This window comes from Stenotrophomonas sp. CASM110 (genome assembly GCF_049384345.1).
In the GTDB taxonomy this organism is placed as follows: Bacteria; Pseudomonadota; Gammaproteobacteria; order Xanthomonadales; family Xanthomonadaceae; genus Stenotrophomonas; species Stenotrophomonas muris.
Window position 1 is genome coordinate 174,687 of the sequence record NZ_JBMRGI010000007.1, and the last position, 25,908, is coordinate 200,594.

General features: G+C 67.1%; 21 protein-coding genes and 1 tRNA gene. 12 read left to right on the plus strand and 10 right to left on the minus strand.

Going from position 1 to position 25,908, the window contains the following annotated elements; translation table 11 throughout:
• Positions 1 to 339: 339 nt before the first annotated feature.
• From VG561_RS08095 to gmk, 9 genes are all read right to left on the minus strand, one after another.
• Positions 340 to 1,404 carry a hypothetical protein gene (locus VG561_RS08095; protein ID WP_164077196.1) on the minus strand — a complete coding sequence of 355 codons (1,065 nt, stop codon included), beginning with the start codon at positions 1,402 to 1,404 and terminating at the stop codon, positions 340 to 342.
• A 416-nt stretch (positions 1,405 to 1,820) separates the two neighbouring features.
• Positions 1,821 to 3,098, minus strand: a complete 1,278-nt coding sequence (locus VG561_RS08100) for a citrate synthase (protein WP_014648268.1) — start codon at positions 3,096 to 3,098, stop codon at positions 1,821 to 1,823.
• 296 nt (positions 3,099 to 3,394) lie between these two features.
• Positions 3,395 to 3,637 carry a type B 50S ribosomal protein L31 gene (locus VG561_RS08105; protein WP_010484049.1) on the minus strand — a complete coding sequence of 81 codons (243 nt, stop codon included), beginning with the start codon at positions 3,635 to 3,637 and terminating at the stop codon, positions 3,395 to 3,397.
• An 88-nt stretch (positions 3,638 to 3,725) separates the two neighbouring features.
• Positions 3,726 to 4,664: a nucleoside hydrolase gene (locus VG561_RS08110; protein WP_134809236.1), complete on the minus strand. Its 939-nt coding sequence runs from the start codon at positions 4,662 to 4,664 to the stop codon at positions 3,726 to 3,728.
• Positions 4,665 to 4,985: 321 nt separating this feature from the next.
• The gene (gene recG / locus VG561_RS08115) at positions 4,986 to 7,097 is read right to left on the minus strand and encodes an ATP-dependent DNA helicase RecG (RefSeq protein ID WP_046432316.1); all 2,112 of its coding nucleotides are present in this window, start codon (positions 7,095 to 7,097) and stop codon (positions 4,986 to 4,988) included.
• A 7-nt stretch (positions 7,098 to 7,104) separates the two neighbouring features.
• Entirely contained in the window at positions 7,105 to 7,491 is a 387-nt protein-coding gene (locus VG561_RS08120; RefSeq protein WP_005418954.1) for a RidA family protein, read from the minus strand.
• 150 nt (positions 7,492 to 7,641) lie between these two features.
• Positions 7,642 to 9,804, minus strand: a complete 2,163-nt coding sequence (locus VG561_RS08125) for a RelA/SpoT family protein (RefSeq protein ID WP_005418955.1) — start codon at positions 9,802 to 9,804, stop codon at positions 7,642 to 7,644.
• A 106-nt stretch (positions 9,805 to 9,910) separates the two neighbouring features.
• Complete coding sequence (gene rpoZ / locus VG561_RS08130; protein WP_005410877.1) at positions 9,911 to 10,210, minus strand: DNA-directed RNA polymerase subunit omega; 300 nt, start codon at positions 10,208 to 10,210, stop codon at positions 9,911 to 9,913.
• Between the two features lie 110 nt (positions 10,211 to 10,320).
• A complete protein-coding gene (gmk, locus tag VG561_RS08135) occupies positions 10,321 to 10,986 on the minus strand; it encodes a guanylate kinase (RefSeq protein ID WP_014648271.1) in 666 nt (221 codons plus the stop codon).
• A 290-nt stretch (positions 10,987 to 11,276) separates the two neighbouring features.
• Here gmk and fdnG point away from each other — a divergent pair, with 290 nt between their 5' ends.
• The 8 genes from fdnG (at position 11,277) to selD (ending at position 21,711) form a co-directional block, all read left to right on the plus strand.
• Positions 11,277 to 14,345 carry a formate dehydrogenase-N subunit alpha gene (fdnG, locus tag VG561_RS08140; protein WP_152906956.1) on the plus strand — a complete coding sequence of 1,023 codons (3,069 nt, stop codon included), beginning with the start codon at positions 11,277 to 11,279 and terminating at the stop codon, positions 14,343 to 14,345.
• A 10-nt stretch (positions 14,346 to 14,355) separates the two neighbouring features.
• Positions 14,356 to 15,273, plus strand: a complete 918-nt coding sequence (gene fdxH, locus VG561_RS08145; RefSeq protein WP_014648273.1) for a formate dehydrogenase subunit beta — start codon at positions 14,356 to 14,358, stop codon at positions 15,271 to 15,273.
• Positions 15,270 to 15,917, plus strand: a complete 648-nt coding sequence (locus VG561_RS08150) for a formate dehydrogenase subunit gamma (RefSeq protein ID WP_241887078.1) — start codon at positions 15,270 to 15,272, stop codon at positions 15,915 to 15,917. The genes fdxH and VG561_RS08150 overlap by 4 nt, the downstream gene beginning before the upstream one ends.
• A 227-nt stretch (positions 15,918 to 16,144) precedes the next feature.
• The gene (gene fdhE, locus VG561_RS08155; protein WP_032956068.1) at positions 16,145 to 17,128 is read left to right on the plus strand and encodes a formate dehydrogenase accessory protein FdhE; all 984 of its coding nucleotides are present in this window, start codon (positions 16,145 to 16,147) and stop codon (positions 17,126 to 17,128) included.
• A gap of 4 nt (positions 17,129 to 17,132) precedes the next feature.
• A complete protein-coding gene (gene selA / locus VG561_RS08160; RefSeq protein ID WP_075076008.1) occupies positions 17,133 to 18,557 on the plus strand; it encodes an L-seryl-tRNA(Sec) selenium transferase in 1,425 nt (474 codons plus the stop codon).
• The gene (gene selB / locus VG561_RS08165; protein WP_423179524.1) at positions 18,554 to 20,485 is read left to right on the plus strand and encodes a selenocysteine-specific translation elongation factor; all 1,932 of its coding nucleotides are present in this window, start codon (positions 18,554 to 18,556) and stop codon (positions 20,483 to 20,485) included. The genes selA and selB overlap by 4 nt, the downstream gene beginning before the upstream one ends.
• A gap of 24 nt (positions 20,486 to 20,509) precedes the next feature.
• Positions 20,510 to 20,605: transfer RNA gene (locus tag VG561_RS08170), tRNA-Sec, on the plus strand.
• Between the two features lie 26 nt (positions 20,606 to 20,631).
• Entirely contained in the window at positions 20,632 to 21,711 is a 1,080-nt protein-coding gene (gene selD / locus VG561_RS08175; protein ID WP_197574858.1) for a selenide, water dikinase SelD, read from the plus strand.
• A 57-nt stretch (positions 21,712 to 21,768) separates the two neighbouring features.
• On the opposite strand, the gene VG561_RS08180 is transcribed toward selD, so the two are convergent.
• Positions 21,769 to 22,629: a YicC/YloC family endoribonuclease gene (locus tag VG561_RS08180; RefSeq protein WP_005410888.1), complete on the minus strand. Its 861-nt coding sequence runs from the start codon at positions 22,627 to 22,629 to the stop codon at positions 21,769 to 21,771.
• Positions 22,630 to 22,753: 124 nt separating this feature from the next.
• Here VG561_RS08180 and rph point away from each other — a divergent pair, with 124 nt between their 5' ends.
• From rph to hemW, 4 genes are read left to right on the plus strand one after another with little or no spacing between them, the layout of a single operon-like run.
• Positions 22,754 to 23,479, plus strand: a complete 726-nt coding sequence (gene rph, locus VG561_RS08185; protein ID WP_014648280.1) for a ribonuclease PH — start codon at positions 22,754 to 22,756, stop codon at positions 23,477 to 23,479.
• A complete protein-coding gene (locus VG561_RS08190; RefSeq protein WP_134809244.1) occupies positions 23,476 to 23,865 on the plus strand; it encodes a VOC family protein in 390 nt (129 codons plus the stop codon). The genes rph and VG561_RS08190 overlap by 4 nt, the downstream gene beginning before the upstream one ends.
• On the plus strand, positions 23,862 to 24,458 hold the full coding sequence (rdgB, locus tag VG561_RS08195; RefSeq protein ID WP_032956061.1) for an RdgB/HAM1 family non-canonical purine NTP pyrophosphatase: 597 nt from the start codon (positions 23,862 to 23,864) through the stop codon (positions 24,456 to 24,458). The genes VG561_RS08190 and rdgB overlap by 4 nt, the downstream gene beginning before the upstream one ends.
• 58 nt (positions 24,459 to 24,516) lie before the next feature.
• The gene (hemW, locus tag VG561_RS08200) at positions 24,517 to 25,743 is read left to right on the plus strand and encodes a radical SAM family heme chaperone HemW (RefSeq protein ID WP_014648283.1); all 1,227 of its coding nucleotides are present in this window, start codon (positions 24,517 to 24,519) and stop codon (positions 25,741 to 25,743) included.
• The last annotated feature ends 165 nt before the right edge of the window (positions 25,744 to 25,908 follow it).

Sequence of the window (25,908 nt, forward strand, 5' to 3'; positions counted from 1 at the left end):
ATCCATTGCCATGCAGGCCATTCAAGCATTCCTAAATCGTTGAACGTTAAGGAGAATTTTTGAAGGTGTTCAATGTTTGAGGGTTATGCAATTTTCCTCATCGGCTCAATGCAACAAACCTCATTGCTTTGCCTTTGTAGAGTCGAGCATTGCTCGACTCTATAGTGGGGCATCCACGCCTGCGGGATGGCATCAGGCCGCCTTTCGGCGGCCTGATGACACGGCGCGGTGGTGCGCGATCAGAAGAAGATCGCGTACAGGATCAGCAGCGGAATCGGCACGCCCAGCAACCAGAGCAGAATCATCTTCATGGCAGGTCTCCTTGCATGGAAGGGTGGATTACAGGTCGCGGCGGCGGCCGCCCCAGGTGGCGCTGAGGCTGGCGAAGAACGCGCCGATCAGCAGGGTGATGAAGAGCCACAATGCGGCGTAGGCGGTCGCCTTCCGCGCATCGTCGGCAGCCTGCTTGGCGGTATTCCTGGCCTTCTCCAGCGCTGCACGCATGCGCGTCTGCACATCGGTCACGCGGGCCTGCGCTTCAGCCGGGCTCATCCCGGTATCGCGCGCGATCAGCTGTGACAGGTACTGGGTATCGGCCGGATCCAAGCCTTCCCCCTGCAGGCTGTTGACGATGATGCGGTTCACTTCGGCACGCACTTCGCGGCGATCGCCGATCGGACCGTTGCCCGGCGCCGGTCGCGGCGGCGGGGCCATGCGCGCGTCGCGCGGACCGGCGCCCGCTGCCGGCGGTGGCGCGGCATCCGGGTCCATCGGTGTGCCCGGCGGCGGCGCTGCGGGATCGGCCGGCCCTGCGTGGGTCGTGCTGCGGAACAGCGCATCCACCCAATAGTCGAGGTCGCCTTCCGGTGCAGCCGCCACAGCGCCGCTGGCACCGGCTGCAGCCACGCCGACGGTGGACGCAGCGGCACCGGCAGTGGCGCCGGCCACCTTTGCGCCCGCACCCAGCACGCCACCGATGGCCGACGTCAGCAGGCCCGCGGTCAGCAGCGTGGCCACCGCCCACGACACGAAGCCGTGCGCGGTGTCGCGGAAGTAGGTTTCGTCGCCGTGGATCTGCGTCCACTTGGTGCGCAGGCGACCCGCCAGATAGCCACCCAGGCCGGAAGCGGCCAGCGCGGTGAAGGTGAGCCAGGCGATGCTGGACCAGCCGAAGGTTTCCTTGCTGACGCCTTCGAACGACCAGGGCGACACCGACGACAACCCCAGGCCCACGCCGAGGATCAGCAGGATGAGAGAGAGCGCAGCGGCGGCGGCGGCGCCAGCGAAGATGGCTCCCCACGACACCGCGCTTTCGCTGGCGGGCGGAACGATGGGGGCAGTGACGACAGCGGCGACGTCAGCGCCGAGCGGGCCGCGCTCGGGTGGGTCGAATCGGGTACTCATCGGGATGGACGCTCCATTTCAGGTGCTGCGAATGCAGCTGGCGTCCTGAGGCTGCGCGAGCGCTTGTGAAGCTGATGAGACCCCTGGATCACGCGGTCTTGGCGCGTTGAAGAGCGTGCCAACCAAGGTTGGCACCTACCAAGGCGGGAACGCGGTAACTCCATGCCACGCGTGGATGGGGGAGCGTGCCAACCAAGGTTGGCACCTACCAAAGGCGGGGACGCGGTAAATCCATGCCACGCGTGGATGGGGGAGCGTGCCAACCAAGGTTGGGAACAAGTGGATCCACGCCATGCGTGGATGGTTTTCCGCGAATGTCGAAAGCGTGCCAACCCAAGTTGGCACCCACCAGGGCGGCAGAAAAAAAAAACGCCCCGCGCATGCGGGGCGTTCTCGGCACAACCTACGCGGGGCGATCAGCCCTGGTAGTCGCGCACATCGCTGCCGGTGTAGACCTGGCGCGGACGGCCGATCTTCATTTCCGGATCGACCTGCTGTTCAAGCCAATGCGAGACCCAGCCGGAGGTACGGCCCAGGGCGAACATGACGGTGAACATTTCGGTCGGGATCTGCAGCGCCTTGTAGATGATGCCGCTGTAGAAATCGACGTTCGGGTACAGCTTGCGCGCGACGAAGTACTCGTCCTGCAGCGCGGCCTGTTCCAGCTTCACGGCCACGTCCAGCAGCGGATCCTGCACGCCCAGCTGCTTGAGCACCTTGCTGGTCATCTCGCCGATGACCTTGGCGCGCGGATCGAAATTCTTGTAGACGCGGTGGCCGAAGCCCATCAGGCGGAAGCCGGAGGTCTTGTCCTTGGCCTTGACCACGGCGGACTCGACGTTGTCGGCGCTGCCGATCTCTTCCAGCATCTTCAGCACGGCTTCGTTGGCACCGCCGTGGGCCGGACCCCACAGCGCGGTGACACCCGCGGCGACCGACGCGTACGGGTTGGCACCGGTCGAACCGACCAGGCGCACGGTCGAGGTCGAGGCGTTCTGCTCGTGGTCGGCGTGCAGGATGAACAGCAGGTCCAGCGCCTTGACCACATCCGGGTTCAGATCGTACTGGCCGTCAGCCGACTCGAAGGTCTGCTTCAGGAAGCGGCTGACGTAGTCCAGCGACGTGTCCGGCTTGTTGGCCGGCAGGCCCTTGCCATGGCGGTAGATCAGCGCCGACAGGGTCGGCACCTTGGCGATCAGGCGCACGGCGGCCTGGCGGCGCTGTTCGGCGTCGGACAGGTCCAGCGCGTCGTGGTAGATGGCCGACAGCTGCGCGATCGCAGCAGCCAGGATGGCCATCGGGTGGGCGTCCTTGGCGAAGCTGCCGATCAGGGTGTTGATCGAGTCGTCGACATTGGCTTCGGCAGTCAGCTCATCGGTGAAGGCCTTCAGCTGCTCGGCGCTCGGGCGCTCGCCGTTGATCAGCAGGTAGGCCACTTCGACGTAGCTCGACTTTTCCGACAGCTGCTCGATCGGGTAGCCGCGATACAGCAGCACGCCCTTGTCGCCGTCGATGTAAGTGATGGCGGACTTGCAGCTGGCCGTCGCGGTGAAGCCGGAATCGTAGGTGAAGAACCCCGTTTCCTTGGTCAGCTTCGCGATGTCGACGCAGTCGTTGCCAAGGGTGGGTTTGATGACGGGCAGAACGACGGACTTATCGCCGGCGTTGAGCGTGACCTGATCAAGATCGGACACTGTGTGCGCTCCTTCATGGGAAGGCGCCTGCCCAAGCGCATTGGTCAGGCACGTGAATGACGTCCTCGGCCTGTGCCGGGGATCATGCCATTATCGCACAGCAGCATTTGCCCGGCGCTAGACAGAAGTCGTAGACGGCAGGCGGCCAGAACCCGGCCAGCAAGCGGCCCGGATCGGCAAAAGCGTTGTCACACGAACGCAGTGTTCTGTCCATCCAAACGCCCGTTGGGTAGGCGTTGGGGAAAAACAAACGGCCGCGCAGAGCGCGGCCGTCGGTTCGAAGCTGGATCGACAGATCAGCGCGCGTAGCGCTTCTGGAACTTGTCGATACGGCCCGAGGTGTCGATGACCTTGTGCTTGCCCGTGTAGAACGGGTGCGAAGCCGAGGAAATTTCAACCTTCACCAGCGGGTAGTCGTTGCCGTCTTCCCACTTGATGGTTTCCTTCGTCGCCATGGTCGAGCGGGTCAGGATCTTGAAATCGGAGGTGACGTCATGGAAGACGACGTCGCGGTAGTTCGGATGGATATCGGCCTTCATGGGCTCACACCGTAAATGGGCTGGTGGTCAAGAGCGGCATTATAAGCACCGGTTGCCGCCCGGGGCAACCGGTGCCGGTCAATCGGCTTCAGTTCGCGCCCAGGGCCTGGCGTACCAGGGTCTCGAAACGCTGCTGGTCGTAGGCCATCAGCAGATCGCAGTTGTCCGGCTGGCCGGTCTGGCGGTTCCAGTCGACGATGGTGGCGCCGCGGCTGAACGTGCCATTCAGCTCCACGTTCAGCGGACGCGACTCGACCCGCAGCTGCCCTTCCGGGTTCAGTGCCCAGGCCATGGCAACCGCGTCGGCGGTGTACCAGCGGCCGCCCTTGCTGTCTTCGGACAGGCCCCGGGTCTTGCGCGAAATCAGCTCGTAGAAGCGGGCGCGATCGGAATCGGCCTGCAGCCATTTCTCGGCTTCTTCCAGCGGCAGGCCGTGGGCGACGGTGGCCTCCCAGTCCGACACCAGCAGGTGCTTGAACGAGGTGAACACCACATGCGCCGCTTCCGGATCGAAGGCGATGTTGAATTCGGCCGCCGGGGTGATGTTGCCGTGGCAGGTGACCGCGCCGCCCATCACCACGATGCGCTTGATGCGCTGGGGCAGGGTCGGGTCCAGCTTCAGTGCCAGCGCGAGGTTGGTCAGCGGGCCAAGCATCACCAGCATCAGTTCGCCGGCATGCGCGTGCGACAGGCGCAGGATGGCCAGCGCAGCATGCTCGGCTTCGGCCTGGCGGCTCGGCGGCGGCAGGTCCACGTCGCCATAGCCATCACGGCCATGCACGTGGGCAGCGTCTACGGAAGGATGCAGCAGCGGATCCGGGCTGCCGGCAAACACCGGCACGTCGGTGCGGCCGACGATGTCGCAGAGCTTGAGGGCGTTGCGGACGGTGTACTGCAGGCCGACATTGCCGGCGGCGATGGTCAGGGCGACCACGTCATGCCGTTCATCGGCAAAGGCCATCAGCAGGGCCAGGGCGTCGTCCACACCGGGGTCGGTGTCGATCAACAGGGGGATCTTGTGGGTCATCGTTGCCGTCTTCAGATCGGCAACGAAGTGTGGACCGGGATGATGACCGTTGCAAGTATGGGGGGCGGCAGGGCTGCGACCTGCACCCGCGGTAGTGCCGGCCGCTGGCCGACAACTTCAACAGCAACGCCGAAAACGGGTTTCCCGCGGATGGCAGGGAAGAGCTCTCTGTAGAGTCGAGCCATGCTCGACTCACGCGCGCAGCGCGAACGGCAGCCGAGCATGGGTTCGGCTCTACAGTAGATCCACGCCATGCGGGGATGAGCGTCCCGGGGATGGGGTCAGAGCCCTTTGCTGTGCAAAGGGGCCTGACCCCGCCACTTACGCCGAGGCGTAGCGCACGGCGGTGCCGATCCAGCGCTGCACCACGCGATCGGCCAACGCGGGCTGCTGGGCCAGCAGCCGCTCGGCCAGGTCATGCACGCCGGGCAGCAGGCCGGCATCGCGGGCCAGGTCTGCAATGCGGAAACCGGCCAGGCCGGTCTGGCGGGTGCCCAGCAGTTCGCCGGGGCCGCGCAGTTCCAGATCCTTCTCGGCGATGACGAAACCATCGTTGGTTTCGCGCATGGTCTGCAGACGCTCGCGCGCCATCTGCGAAAGCGGAGCCTGGTACAGCAGCACGCAGCGCGATACCGCCGAACCACGCCCCACGCGGCCGCGCAGCTGGTGCAGCTGGGCCAGGCCGAGGCGTTCGGCGTTCTCGATCACCATCAACGAAGCATTGGGTACGTCCACGCCCACTTCGATGACCGTGGTCGCGACCAGCAGGTCGATCTCGCCGGTCTTGAACGCCACCATCGTCGCCAGCTTTTCGGCGGCTTTCAGGCGTCCGTGCACCAGCCCCACGCGAACGCCGGGCAGCAGTGCCTGCAGCGATTCGTAGGTGGCCTGCGCCGGGGTGGCATCCAGTTCTTCGCTTTCCTCGATGAGCGTGCACACCCAGTACACCTGCCGCCCTTCCTCGCAGGCCAGCGCGATGCGCTCGATCAGTTCCGGGCGACGGTCATTGTTGAGGGCGACGGTCTGCACCGGCGTGCGTCCCGGTGGCAGTTCATCGATGGCCGACACATCCAGGTCCGCGTACTCGGACATCGCCAGCGTGCGCGGAATCGGCGTGGCGGTCATCACCAGCTGGTGCGGCACGCTGTTGCCGCCCGCGCCCTTGTCGCGCAGCGCCAAGCGCTGGTGCACGCCGAAGCGGTGCTGTTCGTCGACGATGGCCAAGGCCAGATCCTGGAACACCACCGCCTCCTGCATCAGCGCGTGGGTACCGACCACCACCTGCGCTTCGCCACTGGCGACCTGCTCCATCACCTTGGCGCGCGCCTTGCCGGTGACCTTGCCGGCCAGCCAGGCGATACGCACACCGAGCGGCTCCAGCCAGCCGCGCAGGTTGTTGAGATGCTGTTCGGCCAGCAGTTCGGTGGGCGCTGCCAATGCGACCTGCTTGCCCTGCTCCACCGCCAGCATCGCCGCCAGTGCGGCCACCACGGTCTTGCCGGAACCGACGTCGCCCTGCACCAGCCGCAGCATCGGGCTGGGGCGCGCGAGGTCTTCACGGATCTGCTTGAACACGCGCGCCTGCGCGCCGGTGAGCGCGAACGGCAGCTGCTTCAGCAGCGCCTTGGCCAGCTTGCCAGGACCAGCCAGCGGCGGCGCATGGTGTGCCTGCAAGGCAATGCGCTGGCGACGCAGGCTGAGGTGGTGGGCCAGCAGTTCTTCCATCGCCAGGCGGCGCTGCGCCGGGTGGGTGCCGGCGGCCAGCGCGGCGAGGTCGGCATCCGGCGGTGGCCGGTGCACGGTCAGCAGCGCGCTGCGCAGCGACGGCAGGCCCAGGCCATCGAGCCAACCGCTGGGCAGCAGTTCCAGCGTGCTCTCCTCGGGCAGGCGATCCAGGGCCTGGCCGATCAGCTTGCGCATCGTCATCGGGCCCACGCCTTCGACGGTGGGATACACCGGGTCGAGGCGGTCGCCGAGTTCGGGATCATCGTTGCGGCCCAGCACCTGGTAGCTGGGATGGACGATTTCCAGGCCGAGGTGGCCGGGCTTGGGCGTGCCGAAGCAGCGCAGCCGGTTGCCGACCGCGAACTGGCCGACCTGCTGCTGGCGGAAATGGAAGAAGCGCAGCACCAGGGTGCCCTGCCCTTCGTCCTCCACCGCGACCTTCAGCATCGGTCGATAGCGCATGCCGCGCTCGACCGCGACCACCCGCCCTTCCACCTGCGCCGGCACGCCGTTGCGCAGGTCTTCGATGCGGGTCAGCCGGGTCCGGTCTTCATAGCGCAGGGGCAGGTGAAGCCAGAGATCCTGCAGGGTGGCCAGGCCACGCGCCTGCAGTTTGGCGGCCACGGCCGGACCGACGCCGGCGAGCATCGCCAGGGATGCTTCGCCGGACGGTGACAGGACCGGGGTGACCGCCGCCTTGCGTGCCACGTGGTGGTCAGTCGATGACCATCACCGCGTCGACCTCGAAGCTGGCGCCCTTCGGCAGGCCGGAGACTTCGATGGTGGAACGGGCCGGGTACGGGGCCTGGAAGTAGTCCTGCATGACCGCGTTGACCTTGGCGAACTCGCCCAGGTCGGTCAGGTACAGGCCCAGACGCACGACCTTGTCCAGCGAGCCGCCGGCGGCTTCGGCCACGGCCTTGAGGTTGTCGAAGGCGCGACGGGCCTGCGCTTCGACGTCGCCAGCGCCGACGATGTCGCCGGTGGCCGGGTCAAGCGGGATCTGGCCGGAGAAGTACACGGTGTTGCCGGCGCGCACGGCCTGCGAGTACGGGCCGATGGCGGCGGGGGCCTTTTCGGTGTTGATGATCTGGCGGGACATGGGTCGCTCCGGTGCTTTGGGGGAAAACAGAGCGGTGATTGTACCGGGTGGGCGCGGCATCGGCTGGGGGTGGGCACCCGTTGCCCGCCGGCAAACGGATCCGACCCCGTACGTCGTGTGCGCGGAACGTCATCCACGCATGGCGTGGACCTACTGGCGGCGTACCGACTGCACGACCGACAGGCGGCGCAGGCGGCGCATCACTTCGGCCAGGTGGTTGCGGTCGCGCACCTGGATGTTGAACGCCAGCACGGCGGCGTTGAAATCGCGATCCAGGTAGTCCACGCGCTCGATGTTGGAGTGGCTCTGCGCGATGGCAGCGGCCAGCTGTGCCAGCACGCCGGTGCCGTTCTCCACTTCCACCACCAGCGAGGTGTCGTAGTCGCCGGAGACGGTGGTGTCCCAGCCGATCGGCACCCAGCGCTCGGGCGACTTGCGCAGCTCGGCCAGGTTCGGGCAGTCCATGCGGTGCACCACGATGCCCTTGCCGGCGGTGTGGTAGCCCATGATCTCGTCGCCGGGAATCGGCTGGCAGCAGCCGGCGAAGGTGACCACGCCACGCTCGCTGCCGTTGATCAGGATCTTTTCCTGCGAGTGGTGGCGCGAATGCGGGCCGCCACGCAGTTCGGCGTAGGCCATCAGCGCCTGCGCGGCCTGGGTCGGCATCCAGTTGCCCAGTGCGACCTCGGCCAGCAGGGCTTCCAGGCGCGGGAAGCGGTGTTCGGCCAGGAACGCATCCAGGCGCCCCTTCGGCAGCCGCTCCAGCGACGAATCCATCGCTTCCAGCGCACGGTCGAGCATGCGGTGGCCCAGCTGCACGGCATCCTCGTGCTCCAGCTGCTTGAGCTGGTGGCGGATGGCGGTGCGCGCCTTGCTGGTAACCACGAATTCCAGCCACTGCGGTTTCGGCGTGGCCGAGCGTGCGGTGATGATCTCCACCGACTGCCCCGACACCAGCTTGGTGCGCAACGGCACCAGTTTCTTGTCCACGCGCGAGGCCACCGCCATGTTGCCGACGTCGGTATGCACGGCGTAGGCGAAATCGAGCGCGGTGGAATTGCGCGGCAGGGCCAGGATCTTGCCCTTCGGGGTGAACAGGTAGACCTCGTCCGGGAACAGGTCGACCTTGACGTTGTCCAGGAACTCCAGCGAGGAACCGGCGGCACGCTGCGAGTCGATCAGCTCGACGATCCACGCGTGGGCACGGCTCTGTGCGCTGTTGGGCGAATCGCCGCCGAACTTGTAGGTCCAGTGCGCGGCCACGCCGCGTTCGGCGATCAGGTCCATTTCCTCGGTACGGATCTGCACTTCGATCGGCGAGCCATACGGCCCGAACAGCACCGTGTGCAGCGACTGGTAACCGTTGGCCTTGGGAATGGCGATGAAGTCGCGGAAACGGCCATCCAGCGGCTTGAAGGTGGCATGCACCGAACCCAGCGCGTGGTAGCAGCTGGGCACGCTGCGCACGACCAGGCGGAAGCCGAACACATCCATCACCTGGTCGAAGGATTTGTTCTCGTCGCGCATCTTGTTGTAGATGCTCCACGGGGTCTTGATGCGGCTGATCAGCCGATGCTCGATCCCCTCCTTGGCCAGGCGCTGCGACAGCTGCACTTCCACCTGCGCCATCGCCTCGCGACGCACCACCGGCTGGCTGCGGATGTGCTTCTCGATGATGGCGTGGCGCCACGGGTACAGCGCCTTGAAACCGAGGTTCTGCAGCTCGCTCTTGACCAGGCTCATGCCCAGGCGCTGGGCGATGGGCGCGTAGATCTCCAGCGTCTCGCGGGCGATGCGGCCGCGCGCTTCGCGGCTCTGCGCACCCAGCGTACGCATGTTGTGCAGGCGGTCGGCCAGCTTGATCATGATCACGCGCAGGTCGCGCGACATCGCCAGCAGCATCTTGCGGAAGCTCTCGGCGGCCGCCTCCTGGCGGTCGCGGAACTTCAGCTTGTCCAGCTTGGTAACGCCGTCGACCAGTTCGGCCACGGCTTCGCCGAACTCGGCGGCCAGCGCCTCGCGGGTCAGCGGCGTGTCTTCGATGGTGTCGTGCAGGATCGCGGCGATCAGCGCTTCCACGTCCAGGCCGAGCTCGGCCAGCACCTGGGCCACCGCCACCGGGTGGGTGATATAGGGCTCACCCGACTTGCGCGTCTGCCCAGCGTGCGCGGAGGCTCCGACTTCCCAGGCACGGCGCAACAGCGGCAGCTGTTCCGGCGGCAGGTAATGGGCGGCGCGTTCAAGCTGGAGGACGTAGTCGGGTACGGCGGCAGTGGGGGCTGCGGCGACCTTGGCAGTGGGGCCTGGGTTCATGCCCGCAGCCTATTCCAGCGCGACGTTTACGGCAAATCCTGAATGCGAAACAGCCCGCACGGGGCGGGCTGTTCGGTGTATCCAACGATTACGTTGATCGATGCGATCAATCGTCGTTCTTGGACATGTCTTCGTCAGCGACCACTTCGGCGGCAGCCCACTCCAGCGCTTCGCGCTCGGCGCGCTCACGCTCGGCCTTCTCGACTTCGTCGATCAGCGCGTTGTCGATCTTGCGGGCGGCGATTTCGCGCAGCGCCAGCACGGTCGGCTTGTCCTCGGTCTCGCTGTTGTCCAGCGTGGCCTGCACGCCGTTGGCGAGCTGGCGGGCACGCTTGGATGCCATCATGACCAGTTCGAAACGGTTGTTAACGACTTCCAGGCAATCTTCTACGGTGATGCGGGCCATACGGGCTCCCGGCGACCGGTCGGCCGCTCAGTCGAATGAGGGAAAGGGGACGGAGTGTACTGGCAGGGGCTGGACAAAATCAAGCCAACCCCTACCCGATTCTTTTGGAATCAGTCAGTTGCGCCCGGATCGGGAGTCAGCAGGGCCTGGATCAGGCCGGCGTGGCGGACCTTCTGGGCCTCCCGGCGCAGGCGGCTGGCGGTGAAGATGGCGCACAACTCGTCCACGGCGGTGTCGAACACCTCGTTGACGATGACGTAGTCGAACTCGTTGAAGTGCAGCATTTCATCGCGCGCCGCGCCCAGGCGCTGGGCGATGACCGCCTCGCTGTCCTGGCCGCGCTTGCGCATGCGATCCTGCAGGGCCTGCCTGGACGGCGGCAGGATGAACACGGTGACCGTGCCCGGCACCAGCTGGCGCACCTGCTGCGCGCCCTGCCAGTCGATTTCCAGCAGCACGTCCTGGCCGGCGGCCAGCTGCGGCTCCACCGACTGCCGGGCCGTGCCCTTCCAGTCGCCGTGCACCCACGCATGCTCGAAGAAGTCGCCGGCGGCGATCATTTCCTCGAACCTTTCCGCAGAGACGAAATGGTAGTGCTGGCCGTTCACTTCCCCCGGGCGCATCGCGCGCGAGGTGAAGGAGATCGACAGCGCGATCTGCGGGTCACGCGCCAGGGTGGCATTGACGATGCTGCTCTTGCCGGCGCCGGACGGGGCGGCAACGATGTACAGCGTGCCGCGCGCAACGGCGTCCGACGGCTTCGACGGGGCGCTCATGCGCGGAACCCAACTGGTTGATTTCGCAAAATTTTTCCTCGGTGTTCCAGATCCGGCGCGGAGGATCGCGCCAGGACGGCGGGGGCTGCGCGGAACATCCTGGAACCAGGCCCGGCAGACGCTTCCCCGGGGGGCGGGCACGCAACTTTACCAGAGCGGCCCCGTTGCGCGCCCGCCCCGCCGGCGCCGGGCCTTGTGCCACATGGGCGTGCGGGGGCCTGTGCTATAACCGGGCCGTACCCAACGACAGCCCGGAGGCCCGTGCCTCCCCGCCATCCCAGGAGAACGGCATGCCATCGATGAGCCGCCGCCAGTTCCTGAAAGTGACCGGGACAACCCTGGTCGGCTCCAGCCTGGCATTGATGGGCTTCGCGCCCGGCATCGCGCTCGCGGAGGTCAGGCAGTACAAGCTGACCCGCGCGACCGAGACCCGCAACACCTGTACCTACTGTTCGGTGGCCTGCGGCATCCTGATGTACAGCCTCGGCGACGGCGCCAAGAACGCCGAGCCGAGCATCTTCCATATCGAGGGTGACCCGGACCATCCGGTCAACCGCGGCACGCTGTGCCCGAAGGGCGCCGGCCTGGCCGACATCATCCACAGCAAGTCGCGCCTGCTCTACCCCGAGTACCGGGCACCGGGCTCCAACGAGTGGAAGCGGCTGAGCTGGGACGATGCGCTGGACCGCATCGCGCGGCTGATGAAGGAAGACCGCGATGCCAACTTCGTGCAGAAGAACGAAGCCGGGCAGACGGTCAACCGCTGGCTGACCACCGGCATGCTGGCGGCCTCGGCCACCAGCAATGAAACCGCGGTGCTGACCCACAAGGTCGTCCGCTCCCTTGGCATGCTGGCATTCGACAACCAGGCACGTGTCTGACACGGCCCGACGGTGGCAGGTCTTGCCCCGACGCTAGGCCGTGGTGCGATGACGAACCACTGGGTCGACATCAAGAATGCCGACCTGATCCTGATCATGGGTGGCAATGCCGCCGAGGCACACCCGTGCGGATTCAAATGGGTGACCGAGGCCAAGGCCCACAACAAGGCCCGGCTGATCGTGGTCGATCCGCGCTTCAACCGCTCGGCCGCGGTGGCCGACGTGTACGCGCCGATCCGCACCGGTACCGATATCGTGTTCCTGGGCGGCCTGATCAACTACCTGCTGACCGAGGACCGCATCCAGCACGAGTACGTGCTGAACTACACCGACATGCCGTTCCTGGTGAAGGACGAATTCGCCTTCAAGGACGGCCTGTATTCGGGTTACAACGAAGAGAAGCGCAGCTACGACCGTTCCAGCTGGGACTACGCCTACGGTGACGACGGCTACGTACGCAGCGACCCGACGCTGAAGGACCCGCGCTGCGTCTACAACCTGCTGAAACAACACTACGCGCGCTACACCGTGGAGATGGTCGAGCGCATCTGCGGCACGCCGGCCGACAGCATCCGCCAGATCTGGGACATGATCGCGTCCACCGCCGGCAAGGACAAGGCGATGACCATCCTGTACGCGCTGGGATGGACGCAGCACTCGATCGGCGCACAGAACGTGCGTGCCGGCACCATGGTGCAGCTGCTGCTGGGCAACATCGGCGTGGCCGGTGGCGGCATGAACGCGCTGCGCGGGCATTCCAACATCCAGGGCCTGACCGACATCGGCCTGATGTCCGACCTGCTGCCCGGCTACCTGACGCTGCCGAGGCAGGACGAACAGGACTACGACGCCTACATCGCCAAGCGCACGCAGAAGCCGCTGCGCGCCAACCAGATGTCGTTCTGGCAGAACTATCCGAAGTTCCACGTCAGCCTGATGAAATCGTGGTGGGGCGATGCCGCCACCGCCGACAACAACTGGTGCTTCGATTACCTGCCCAAGCTCGACAAGCCGTACGACATGCTGCAGGCGTACGAGCTGATGAACGAGGGCAAGATCCACGGCTACATCTGCCAGGGTTTCAACCCGCTGGCCTCGGCGCCTAACAAGGGCAAGCTGATCAGCGCGTTCTCCAAGCTGAAGTTCATGGTCAGCATGGACCCGCTGGAAACCGAGACCATCGCCTTCTGGCAGAACCACGGCGCGTTGAACGACGTCGACCCGAGCACGATCCAGACCGAAGTATTCCGCCTGCCTACCACGTCCTTCGCCGAGGAGAACGGCGCGGTGGTGAACTCCTCGCGCTGGCTGCAGTGGCACTGGAAGGGCGCCAATCCGCCGGGTGAAGCGCGCAGCGACATCGAGATCATGTCCGAGCTGTTCCATCGCATCAAGGCGATGTACGAGAAGGACGGCGGTGCGTGGTGGGAGCCGGTGCGCGACCTGGCCTGGAAGTATTCCAACCCGGAGCTGCCGACGCCGGAAGAGCTGGCGATGGAATACAACGGCAAGGCGCTGGCCGACGTGTTCGATCCGAAGGATCCGACCAGGCTGGTGCGCAAGGCCGGCGAGCAGTTGGCCGCATTCGGCGACCTGCGCGACGATGGCAGCACCGCGTCGGGCTGCTGGATCTACATCGGTGCCTGGGGCCCGACCGGCAACATGATGGCGCGGCGTGACAACAGCGACCCCACCGGCATCGGCAACACGCTGGGCTGGGCCTGGGCGTGGCCGGCCAATCGCCGCGTGATGTACAACCGCGCGTCGTGCGACGTGGCCGGCCAGCCGTTCGACCCGCGCCGCACGCTGCTGGCCTGGAACGGCAAGAACTGGGGCAGCGTGGACGTACCGGACTTCAAGGCCGACGAAGATCCCGCCGGCGGGATGGGCCCGTTCATCATGAACCCGGAAGGCATCGCCCGCTTCTTCGCCAAGGCCGGCATGGCCGAAGGGCCGTTCCCGGAGCACTACGAGCCATTCGACACGCCACTGCGCAGCAATCCGCTCAGCCCCGGCCAGGCACTGACGCTGAACAACCCGGCCGCCCGCGTATTCGCCAGCGATCGCGCACAGATCGGTTCGCCGGACGAGTTCCCGCATGTGGCCACCACCTACCGCCTGACCGAGCACTTCCACTTCTGGACCAAGCACGGCAAGTTGAACGCCATCATCCAGCCCGAGCAGTTCGTCGAGATCGGCGCGGCCTTGGCCGACGAGCTGGGCATCAGCAACGGCAGCCGCGTGCGGGTCAGTTCCAAGCGTGGCCACATCGAAGCGGTGGCGATGGTGACCAAGCGCATCAAGGCCCTGCAGATCGATGGCCGGACCGTGCACCAGGTGGGCGTGCCGATCCACTGGGGCTTCCTCGGTGCGGCCAAGCCTGGATACATCGCCAATACGCTGACCAACGCCATCGGTGACGGCAACTCGCAGACGCCCGAATCGAAGTGCATCCTGGTCAAGGTCGAGAAGGTGTAGGAGACACGCCATGTCACTGCAATCGCTGGACATCATCCGCCGCTCGGCCACCACCACGCCCTCGCCGGAAGCGCGCGGTGCGCACACCGGCCAGGTCGCCAAGCTGATCGATGTGAGCAAATGCATCGGCTGCAAGGCCTGCCAGGTCGCCTGCATGGAATGGAACGACCTGCGCGACGAGGTCGGCAGCTGCGTTGGCAGCTATGACAACCCGCCCGACCTGAGCGACCAGTCGTGGACGGTGATGAAGTTCCGCGAGTACGAGGACGAGAAGGGCAAGCTGGAGTGGCTGATCCGCAAGGAGGGCTGCATGCACTGCAGCGACCCGGGCTGCCTGAAGGCCTGCCCGTCGCCGGGCGCGATCATCCAGTACGCCAACGGCATCGTCGACTTCCAGGAAGAGAACTGCATCGGCTGCGGCTACTGCGTGACCGGTTGCCCGTTCGACGTGCCGCGCATTTCCAAGAAGGACCACAAGGCCTACAAGTGCACGCTGTGTTCGGACCGGGTGGCGGTGGGCCAGGAACCGGCCTGCGTGAAGACCTGCCCGACCGGGGCGATCACCTTCGGCAGCAAGCAGGCGATGACCGAGCACGCGGCCGGCCGCGTGGAAGACCTGAAATCGCGCGGCTACGGGAACGCCGGCCTGTACGACCCGCAGGGCGTGGGTGGCACCCACGTGATGTACGTGCTGCAGCATGTGGACAAGCCGGAGCTGTACGCCGACCTGCCCAAGGACCCGCGGATCAGCCCGATGGTGGAAGTCTGGAAGGGCGTGGCCAAGCCGCTGGGCGTGCTGGCGATCGCCGCCACCGCCTTCGCCGGCTTCCTGCATTACATCGGCATCGGCCGCAACACGGTCAATGACGAGGAAGAAGAGGAAGCCGAACACGAGGCGAAGAAGATCGAAGAGGAGCAGCGGCCATGAAGTACGCCCCGCACCCGCGGCAGATCATCCGCTACCGCGCGCCGACCCGCATCAATCACTGGATCGTGGCGATCTGCTTCGTGCTGACGGCGCTGTCCGGGCTGGCACTGTTCCATCCCGCGCTGTTTCCGCTGACCCAGCTGTTCGGTGGCGGCCCGTGGACGCGCATCCTGCATCCATTCATCGGGCTGGTCATGGTGGTCGGCTTTGCGTTTCTGGCGTTCCGCATGTGGCGCGACAATCTGCCGACGGCCGACGATCGCGCATGGATGCGCGGCATGCGCGATGTGCTGCGCAACGAGGATGAGAGGCTGCCGCCGGTGGGCCGCTTCAATGCCGGCCAGAAGCTCCTGTTCTGGGCGATCATTGGTTGCCTGTCGGCACTGCTGCTGACCGGCTTCGTGATCTGGCGGCAATACTTCAGCCATCTCTTCCCGATCGGGCTGATCCGCTTCTCGGTGCTGGCCCATGCGTTGTTCGGTTGGGTGCTGGTGTGCGCGATCGTGGTGCACATCTATGCGGCGCTCTGGATCAAGGGCTCGGTGCGGGCGATGACCCAGGGCAAGGTGACCTATGGGTGGGCGTACAAGCACCACCGGCAGTGGTTCCGGGACATCCTGCGCGGACGTCGGGAAGAGGGGTAACGGCAGGGCCTGCGGCCCTGCACCTGCAGAGGCGCCTTCGACAGTTCCCCGGTGCTTTTGGTAGGTGTCGACCTTGGTCGACACGATGAACACGGCAGCAACCGATGGGGTCAGATCCGTTTTCCTATGGAAAACGGATCTGGCCCCATTTCAAATGGCCTACAGTGCGCTGGACGCCAGCGCTGACAACGGCGAGGATGGAGGCTGGTTCTTCTGGCTGGCCCTGCATGGCGCAACGCATCCTTGAACCCGGTGAGATCGAGACGCTCGCCTCGCGCGACGTGCCGCGCATCATCCTGCCTGATACCGGGTCGCTGTTCGCCACACGCGCGGCGCGCCTGCGCAGCCTGGCCGCGCACAGCGCCATCGGCGGTTACCTGCAGCTGCTGGCGGCATTGGCCGATGCACAGCAGGCGCTGCTGGAGGAATTGACACCCCAGCAACGCGAGGCGCTGCAGGACCACGCGCGCGCGCAGCAGTCCAGCGCGGCCGCCAGTGCCGGCATGCCGTTGCGGCCCGCCAACACACTTCATCTGGACGGGCGCTGGCGCGACTGGCTGCGCACGCTGTGCCGGCACTGCGCCGACGAAGCGGGGCTACCGGCGGAAACACGGCAGGAATTGCTGCGCGTCGCCGCCGCCGACGACACCTGGCTGGATGCGCAGGCCCACGCCGTGCTGGAACGCGCTGACGCGCCCCCGGTCGACGCGGTCGCTGCGCTGCTGGTGATGAATGCGTTGCAGGTGTATTGGGCAGTACTGGCGGCCAGCTTCCGCCCCAGCGACCTGAAGCCGCTGGCCGATGCGCCAGGGCTGTGCCCGCTGTGCGGCACCCTGCCGGTGACCAGCATGGTGCAGGCCCGCCCGCCCTATGCCTCCTACCGCTACCTGTCGTGCTCGTTGTGCGCCTGCCAGTGGCACTACGTGCGCGTGCAGTGCAGCCAGTGTGGCGCCGCTGGCAAGGACATCGCCTATCGCGCCCTGGCTGATGCCGACGGCGATACCGGCCAGGCGGTGCGCGAGAGCGCGGTACGTGCAGAAACCTGCGACCACTGCCACAGCTACCGCAAGATCCTGTATCTGGAAAAAGATCCGTCGCTGGAACCGGTGGCTGATGACCTTGGCACGCTGGCGCTGGACCTGCTGCTGGGCGAGGAAGGCTATGCACGCGCCAGCCAGAATCCGCTGCTGTGGCAATCCGACGGCGAGTGAGGCGATGACAGCCACGCCCCCCACCCCGGCATCGGCTTCCGCGCTGCCCTCGCTGGACCGGTTGCTGCGCCTGCCTGCCTTGGCAACACTGATCGAGGGCCACGGCCGCAGCCGCATCACCCAGTTGCTGCGCGTACATCTGCAGGCGCTGCGTGAGCGCATCAGTGCCACGCAGCTCTCGGCCGAGCAGTTGCATCAGGCCATTGAAGGCCCGGCACTGGTCGCGGCGCTTGATGCCGCACTCATCGCCGATGCACGGCTGAACCTGCAGCCGATGTTCAACCTGACCGGCACCGTGCTGCATACCAACCTGGGTCGCGCCCTGCTGCCCGAGTCCGCGGTGCAGGCCGTCACCCGCGCGATGGCCGCACCGGTTGACCTGGAATTCGACATCACCCGCGGCCGCCGCGGCGACCGCGATGCACGGGTGCAGGCGCTGGTCTGCGAGCTGACCGGCGCCGAAGCCGCCACCGTGGTCAACAACAATGCGGCGGCGGTCCTGCTGCTGCTCAACAGCCTGGCCAACCGCCGCGAGGTGGTGGTGTCGCGCGGCGAACTGGTGGAAATCGGCGGTGCCTTCCGCATTCCCGATGTGATGCGCAGTGCCGGCGCGCGGCTGCTGGAAGTGGGCACCACCAACCGCACCCACCCGGCCGACTTCGCCCATGCCATCGGCCCGCGCACCGCACTGCTGATGGAGGTGCACGCCAGCAACTACGCGATCACCGGCTTCACCGCCAAGGTCGACACCGCGGCGATGGCAGCGATCGCGCACGACCATGGCCTGCCGTTGGTGGTGGACCTGGGCAGCGGCAGCCTGTGCGACCTGGCGGCCTTCGGCCTGCCACACGAGCCGACCGTGCAGGAAACACTGGCGGCCGGTGCCGACCTGGTCTCGTTCAGTGGCGACAAGCTGCTGGGTGGGCCGCAGGCCGGCATCATCGCCGGCCGCGCCGACCTGATCGCGCGGATCAACCGCAACCCGCTCAAGCGTGCGCTGCGCATGGACAAGATGGGCCTGGCCGCGCTGGAGGCGGTACTGGCGCTGTACCGCGAGCCGGAGCTGCTGGCGCAACGGCTGCCGACACTGCGTACGCTCTCGCGCACGCAGCAGGACATGGATGCGCAGGCCCAGCGCCTGCTGCCACCGCTGCGCTCGGCGCTGCCGACCGGCTACATGCTTGAACAGGCACGGATGCACAGCCAGATCGGCAGTGGTGCGCAGCCACAGGCGCAGCTCGGCAGTGCCGGCCTGCGCATCACCACTGCGCAACGTGGCGGCCTGGACCGCCTGGCCAAGCGCCTGCGCCAGCTGCCGCGACCGGTGCTGGGCCGCATCGGCGAGGACGCATTGTGGCTGGACCTGCGTTGCCTGGAACCGGCCGACGAAGCGGACTTCCTCGCCCAATGGAGCACGCTGCAACCATGATCGTCGGCACCGCCGGGCATATCGACCATGGCAAGACGCGCCTGGTGCGGGCACTGACCGGCATCGAAACCGATCGCCTGCAGGAAGAACGCACGCGCGGCATCTCCATTGAACTGGGCTATGCCTATGTCCCGGTGGAAAGCGCGAACGGCACAGGCCCCGCCGCGATGCTGGGTTTCGTCGATGTGCCGGGTCATGAGCGCTTCGTCCACACGATGGTGGCCGGCGCCACCGGTATCGATGTCGCCCTGCTGGTCGTCGCCGCCGACGACGGCGTGATGCCGCAGACCCGCGAGCATCTGGCGATCCTGCAGCTGCTGGGCGTGGATCGCGGCGCGGTGGCGCTGACCAAGATCGACCGCGTGGACGCCGCGCGCATCGCCCGGGTCGAGATCGAGATTGCCACTTTGCTGGCCGGAACGCCGCTGCAGGGTTCCCCCGTGTTCGCCTGCAACAGCACGTCCCCCGATGACGCAGGCATCAACGCCTTGCGCGCCCACCTGCACGCATGGGCCGCCGGCGATGCCAACGCGCGCCAGGCCGCGCTGCGCAGCGAGCTGTTCCGCATGCCGGTGGACCGCGTGTTCTCGCTGGCCGGCCACGGCACATTGGCGACCGGCGCGGTACATGGCGGTGTCACCGCGGTGGGCGAGCATCTGCAGCTGATGCCGGCCGCCACTGAAGTGCGCATACGCAGCATCCACGCGCAGAACCAGGCCAGTGACCACGCCATGGCCGGACAGCGCTGCGCGTTGAACCTGGCCGCCATCGCCCGCGACGAGATTCATCGTGGCGACTGGATTGCCGACCCGCGCGCGCTGCTGGCCACCACCCGCGTCGATGTGCGCCTGCGCTTGTCCGCACGGGCAGCACCACTGCGCGACTGGGCACCCCTGCACATCCACTGGGGCACGATGCACCGGCAGGCCCATGTGGTGCTGCTGGAGGACCGTGACCAAGGTGATGGGCAGTTGGTGCAGCTGGTGTTCGATGCACCGGTCTGTGCGATGTGTGGTGAACGCTTCATCGCCCGCGATTCCGCCGCGACCCACACGCTGGGCGGTGGCGTCGTGCTCGACCCGGACCCGCCACAGCGGCGCCGGCGCAGCCCGGCACGGCTCGCCTGGCTGGGCGCACTGGAGCAGCTGGCCACAGGTGCGGGAATCGGCCCGCTGTTGCAGCAGGCGCCCTTCGGCATTGCCATGGCCGCGCTGCAACGCTACTGCCGGCGCGCGGCCGACCGGATCGATCTTCCTCCAGACGCACAGCGCATCATCACCCGCGAGGACACGGTGGTCATCCTTGCCTCGCACTGGGAGGTGCTGCGCGAGCAGGTGATCACATCGCTGCATAGCTGGCATGAGCGACGCCCGGACGAACCCGGTGTCGACAGCGGGCGCCTGCAGCGCAGCACCCTGCCCTCACTTGCAGGCAGCCTCTGGAATGCTCTGCTGCAGGACCTACTCGCTGACGGCGCACTGCAGCGCGTGGGCGCCTGGTGGCGCCTGCCCGGCCATGACCATGCGCCACCGGAACGCGAGCGCCTGCTGCTGGAACGCGTGCTGCCGCAACTGCACGCCGGTGGCTTCGATCCGCCGTGGGTGCGTACTCTGGCCGCCGACTTCGGACTGACCGAAGACGATGTCCGCGCCGTCCTGCGCCGCGCCGCCGCACGTGGCGAACTGTTCCAGGTGGTGCCGGACCTGTTTTATGCACCCGCGCGCATTGCGGAACTCGCCGCGATGGTCGCGCAGCTGTCACAGGCCAGCGGCGCGGTGGATGCGGCGGCCTTCCGCGATGCCATCGGCCTGGGCCGCAAACGCAGCATCCAGATCTTGGAGTTCTTCAATCGCGTTGGCTACACTCGACGCGTCGGTGACCAGCATCGGCCGCGCGGCGACCTGCAGTGGAACGCAGCCCGCGACTGAGCCCACCGGTACCGCCGTACTTTCGGAAGGCATGCGCATCCGGGCATGTGGCTGGGCTTCAAACCCAGTAGGGGGCGTCGATCGTTCCCTGGTAGGTTCGACTCCTGCTGCCTTCCGCCATTCGTGTTTCCGCAGGAGATGTCGGCATGGCCACGCACGCGCAGTCACCCGCCCCATCAACGGCCGATGCCCCGCAACGACTGACCTCTCTCGCGCATGGCGGCGGCTGCGGCTGCAAGATCGCGCCGGGCGTGCTGAGCGAACTGCTGCGCGGCGTTCCAGCACTTCCCGCACCGGCCGAACTGCTGGTGGGCCGCGAGACCAGCGACGACGCCGCGGTGTACCGCCTCGATGATCGCCAGGCAATCGTGGCCACCACCGATTTCTTCATGCCCATTGTCGACGACCCGTTCGACTTCGGCCGCATCGCCGCCACCAACGCGTTGTCGGACCTGTACGCGATGGGCGCGCGGCCGCTGTTCGCGCTGGCCATCGTCGGCATGCCGATCAACACCCTGCCGCAGGAAACCATCCGCGGCATCCTGCAGGGCGGCGAGCGTGCCTGCGCCGACGCCGGCATCGTGGTGGCCGGCGGCCACAGCATCGATTCGGTGGAACCGATCTACGGCCTGGCCGCGATCGGCGTGCTCGATCCTCAGCGGCTCAAGCGCAATGCCGATGCCCGCGCCGGCGATGTGCTGGTGCTGGGCAAGCCGTTGGGCGTGGGCGTGTACTCGTCGGCGCTGAAGAAAGAAGTGCTGGATGCAGAGGGCTACCGGCAGATGATCGCGTCGACTACCCGCCTGAACAGCGTGGGCGTGCCGCTGGCCGCGCTGGACGGCGTGCACGCGATGACCGACGTCACCGGCTTCGGCCTGCTCGGCCACCTGCTGGAAGTGTGCCGCGCCAGCGGCGTCGCTGCCGAAGTGGACAGTGCACAGGTGCCGCTGCTGCCGCAGGCGCTGGAGCTGCTGCAGCGCGGCTGCGTGACCGGCGCCTCCGCCCGCAACTGGGCCTCGTATGGCGCCGAAGTGCGCTTCGCCGAACGCTTGGCCGGCCACTGGCAGCCACTGCTGACCGATCCGCAGACCAGTGGCGGGCTGTTGGTGTCCTGCGCCCCGGAGGCAGTGAATGCGGTGCTGGCCTGCTTCCACGACGCAGGGTTCGGCCAGGCGGCCGTGGTCGGGCGATTGGGTGAAGGGGCGCCGGGCGTCAGCGTGCGCTGATGCGCTGGAACGACAAGGGCGCCCGAAGGCGCCCCTGCTGTATCGCTGCACGCAACATCATTCGATGTTCTGCACCTGCTCGCGGATCTGGTCGATCAGCACCTTCAGCTCCACCGCGGCATTGGACGTGCGGCTGTCCACCGACTTCGAGCCCAGCGTATTGGCTTCGCGGTTGAACTCCTGCAGCAGGAAGTCCAGGCGGCGGCCGACCGGCTCGCGCTGCTTGAGCACGCGACGGATCTCGACGATATGGCTGCCGAGCCGGTCCAGCTCTTCATCCACGTCCAGCTTCTGCAGCCACAGGACCAGCTCCTGCTCCGCACGGCCCGGGTCGACCGGGTGCGGCAGGTCAGCCAGACGGGCGGCCAGCTTGGCGCGCTGGCCGTCGCGAATGGCCGGAATCAAGGTGCGCACTTCGGTGGCGATGCGTTCGATGCCGTCCACGCGTTCGCTGATGGCCGCAGCCAGCTTGCCGCCTTCGCGCTCACGCGCTTCGACGAAGCCGTCCAGCACCTGGTCCAGCAGGGCCAGCGCCTCGACCTGCAGGGCGGCGGCATCCGTGGCCTCGCCGCGGGTCACGCCCGGCAACTGCAGCAGATCGGTGAAGCTGACCTGCAGGTTCGGGAAATCGGAGGTCAGGCGGTGGGCCAGGCGGCCCAGCTGGCCCAGCAGGGCCTCGTCCACCTGCAGGTTGGCAGCCGCCTCCGGCGCGCGCAGGCGCATCACCAGATCCAGCTTGCCGCGGCTCAGGCGCGCGGCGATACGCTCGCGCAGCTGCGGTTCGAGCGCCCGCAGTTCCTCGGGCAGGCGGGTGCCGACCTCCAGGAAGCGGTGGTTGACCGAGCGCAGCTCGCAGCCCAGCGTGCCCCACGGGGTGACCCGCTCGCCGCCGGCATAGGCGGTCATGCTTCGAATCATGGAATGTGTCCGGTGCGTGCAAAGGGGGAATGGTACCCTAGCGCCCTCACCAGAGCCCCCTTGCCCGCCCCGTGAAGGCCGCGGGCATGGCGGCGTACTCCCTCGCCATTACGGAACCCGCACCATGTCCGACTCCCGCCCCAGCGGCCGCCAGCCCGACCAGCTCCGCCCGGTCGTCATCCAACGCGGCTTCACCCGCCACGCCGAAGGTTCGGTGCTGGTGTGCTTCGGTGAAACCCGCGTGCTGTGCACCGCCAGCGTCGAGAACCGCGTGCCGGGCTTCCTGCGCGGCAAGGGCGAAGGCTGGGTCACCGCCGAGTACGGCATGCTGCCGCGCGCCACCCATACCCGCAGCGACCGCGAAGCGGCCCGTGGCAAGCAGGGCGGCCGCACGCTGGAGATCCAGCGCCTGATCGGCCGCAGCCTGCGTGCCTGCGTGGACCGCAATGCGCTGGGCGAACGCACCATCACCCTCGACTGCGACGTACTGCAGGCCGACGGTGGCACCCGCACCGCCGCCATCACCGGCGCCTATGTGGCCCTGGTCGATGCGGTGAACGTGCTGATGAAGCGTGGCGACATCAAGCGCAACCCGGTCCTGGGCGCAGTTGCAGCAGTATCGGTGGGCGTGTACCGCGGCACCCCGGTGCTGGACCTGGACTACGCCGAAGACAGCGACTGCGACACCGACATGAACGTGGTGATGAACGACGGTGGCGGCTTCATCGAGCTGCAGGGCACCGCCGAAGGCCACGCCTTCCGTCGCGATGAACTGGACGCGCTGCTGGGCCTGGCCGAAAAGGGCGTGGCCGAGCTGCTGGCCGCGCAGCAGGCGGCGCTGTCGGCATGAACCGTCGTCTTGCCCTGACCACCCTGGTGGTTGCCGACTATGACGAAGCCATTGCCTGGTACACCGGCAAGCTCGGCTTCGCACTGTTGGAGGACATCGACCAGGGCCACAAGCGCTGGGTGGTGGTCGGCCCCACCGACGGCAGCGCCGCCGCCCTGCTGCTGGCCCGTGCCAGCGACGAGGCGCAGCGCAGCCGCATCGGCAACCAGACCGGTGGCCGCGTCGCCTTCTTCCTCAACACCGACGACTTCCACCGCGACCACGCGGCGATGCTGGCCGCAGGCGTCGAGTTCCTGGAATCGCCGCGCGAAGAACCCTATGCAACGGTCGCGGTGTTCCGCGACCTGTATGGCAACACCTGGGACCTGTTGGAGCCCCGTCAATGAAGAAGCTGGTACTGGCCAGCCACAACGCTGGCAAGCTGGTGGAGATGCAGGAGATCCTCGCCGACCTGCCGCTGCAGATCACCTCGGCCGCCGAGCTGGGCCTGGGCGACGTGGAAGAGACCGGCCTGACCTTCGTCGAGAACGCGCTGCTGAAGGCACGCGCCGCCTGCGAAGCGACCGGCCTGCCGGCGCTGGCCGATGATTCCGGCCTGATCGTCGATGCCCTGGGTGGTGCACCGGGCCTGTACAGCGCGCGCTATGCCGGCCACCCGACCAACGCCGCTGCCAACAACGCCAAGCTGCTGGACGCGATGGCCGGTGTTCCCGATGGCCAGCGCAGTGCCCGCTTCTATGCGGTGATCGTGCTGCTGCGCCACGCCACCGACCCGCAGCCGCTGATCTGCGAAGGCCGCTGGGAAGGGCAGATCATCCGTGAGCTGCGTGGCACGAATGGTTTCGGCTACAACCCGGTGTTCCTGGACACCACCCACGGCCTGACCGCCGCGGAAATGGAGCCGGCGCTGAAGAACGCCATCAGCCACCGTGCCGTTGCCCTGCAGCAGCTCAAGCAACAGCTGGCGACGCTGTACTGACGCCCGACCTGATCGAACCAGGGAAGCCGGCCAACGGCCGGCACTACCGATGAAGCCCATGCCGCACGCCCACGACCACTGCAACCACCTGCCCGGCGAAGCCTGCTCCGCTGACCACGACAGCGCACCGCGGCTGGTGCCGCCACCGCTGTCGCTGTACGTGCACCTGCCGTGGTGCGTGCGCAAATGCCCGTACTGCGATTTCAATTCGCACCAGGCCAAGGGCGAGTTGCCGTTCGAGGCCTACATCGATGCACTGCTGCGCGACCTGGACCAGGACCTGCCGCTGGTCTGGGGCCGGGTGGTGCACAGCGTGTTCTTCGGTGGCGGCACGCCCAGCCTGTTCCCGCCGGAAGCGATCGACCGCTTCCTGCAGCAGGCCAGCGCGCGCCTGCGCTTTGCCCCCAACGCCGAAATCACCCTGGAAACCAACCCGGGCACCGCCGAGCATGGCCGTTTCGACCGCTACCGCGCGGCCGGCGTGAACCGCCTCAGCTTCGGCATCCAGAGTTTCGACGACGCCATGCTCAAGCGCCTGGGCCGCATCCACGACAGTGGCGAAGCCGAGCGCGCGGTGAAGATGGCGCAGGACGCGGGCTACGACAATTTCAACATCGACCTGATGTATGCGCTGCCGGAACAGACCCTGGCCGGCGCCGAGGCCGACCTGGAGCGTGCATTTGCACTGCAACCGGCGCACATCTCGCACTACCAGCTGACCCTGGAACCGAACACGGTGTTCTTCGCGCGGCCGCCGCAGGGCATTCCCGATGAAGACAACGCCTGGGACATGCAGGAACACTGCCAGGCATTGCTGGCACAGGCTGGTTTCGGCCAGTACGAGGTCAGCGCCTATGCGCGCCCCGGCCGGCAAAGCGCGCACAACCTGAACTACTGGCGTTTCGGCGATTACCTGGGCATCGGTGCCGGTGCGCACGGCAAGATCAGCTCGGGCGCCGAAGAACACGTGCTGCGCCGCTGGAAGCTGAAGCATCCGCAGGCCTACCTGGACAGCGCTGGCACGCCGGCCTCTTTCGGGGGTGACGATGTGATCGCAGCCGAGCGCCTGCCGTTCGAGTACATGCTCAACCTGCTGCGCCTGCACGAAGGGTTCGGCCTTCGCGATTTCGAGTCGCGCACCGGGCTGCCGCGCGGCGTGCTGGACGCTCCGTTGGCCGAGGCCGTCCAGCGCGGCTGGCTGGAGGTGGCGGAGGGTCATGTGCAGCCGACCGAGCTGGGCCGCCGGTTCACCAACGATGTGGTGAGCCTGTTCCTGGAGGAATAAGCCTTCCGCCATACCGGGTAGTGCCGGCCGCTGGCCGGCACTCTGGTAAAGACAGCGCTGCCGGCCAGCGGCAGGCACTACCGTTCATCCGTCGGCCCTGCCCGATGAACGTGAGACACGTTCAGCCTAAAGTAGCGCCGACTGCGGCCGACACGGTAGATTCAC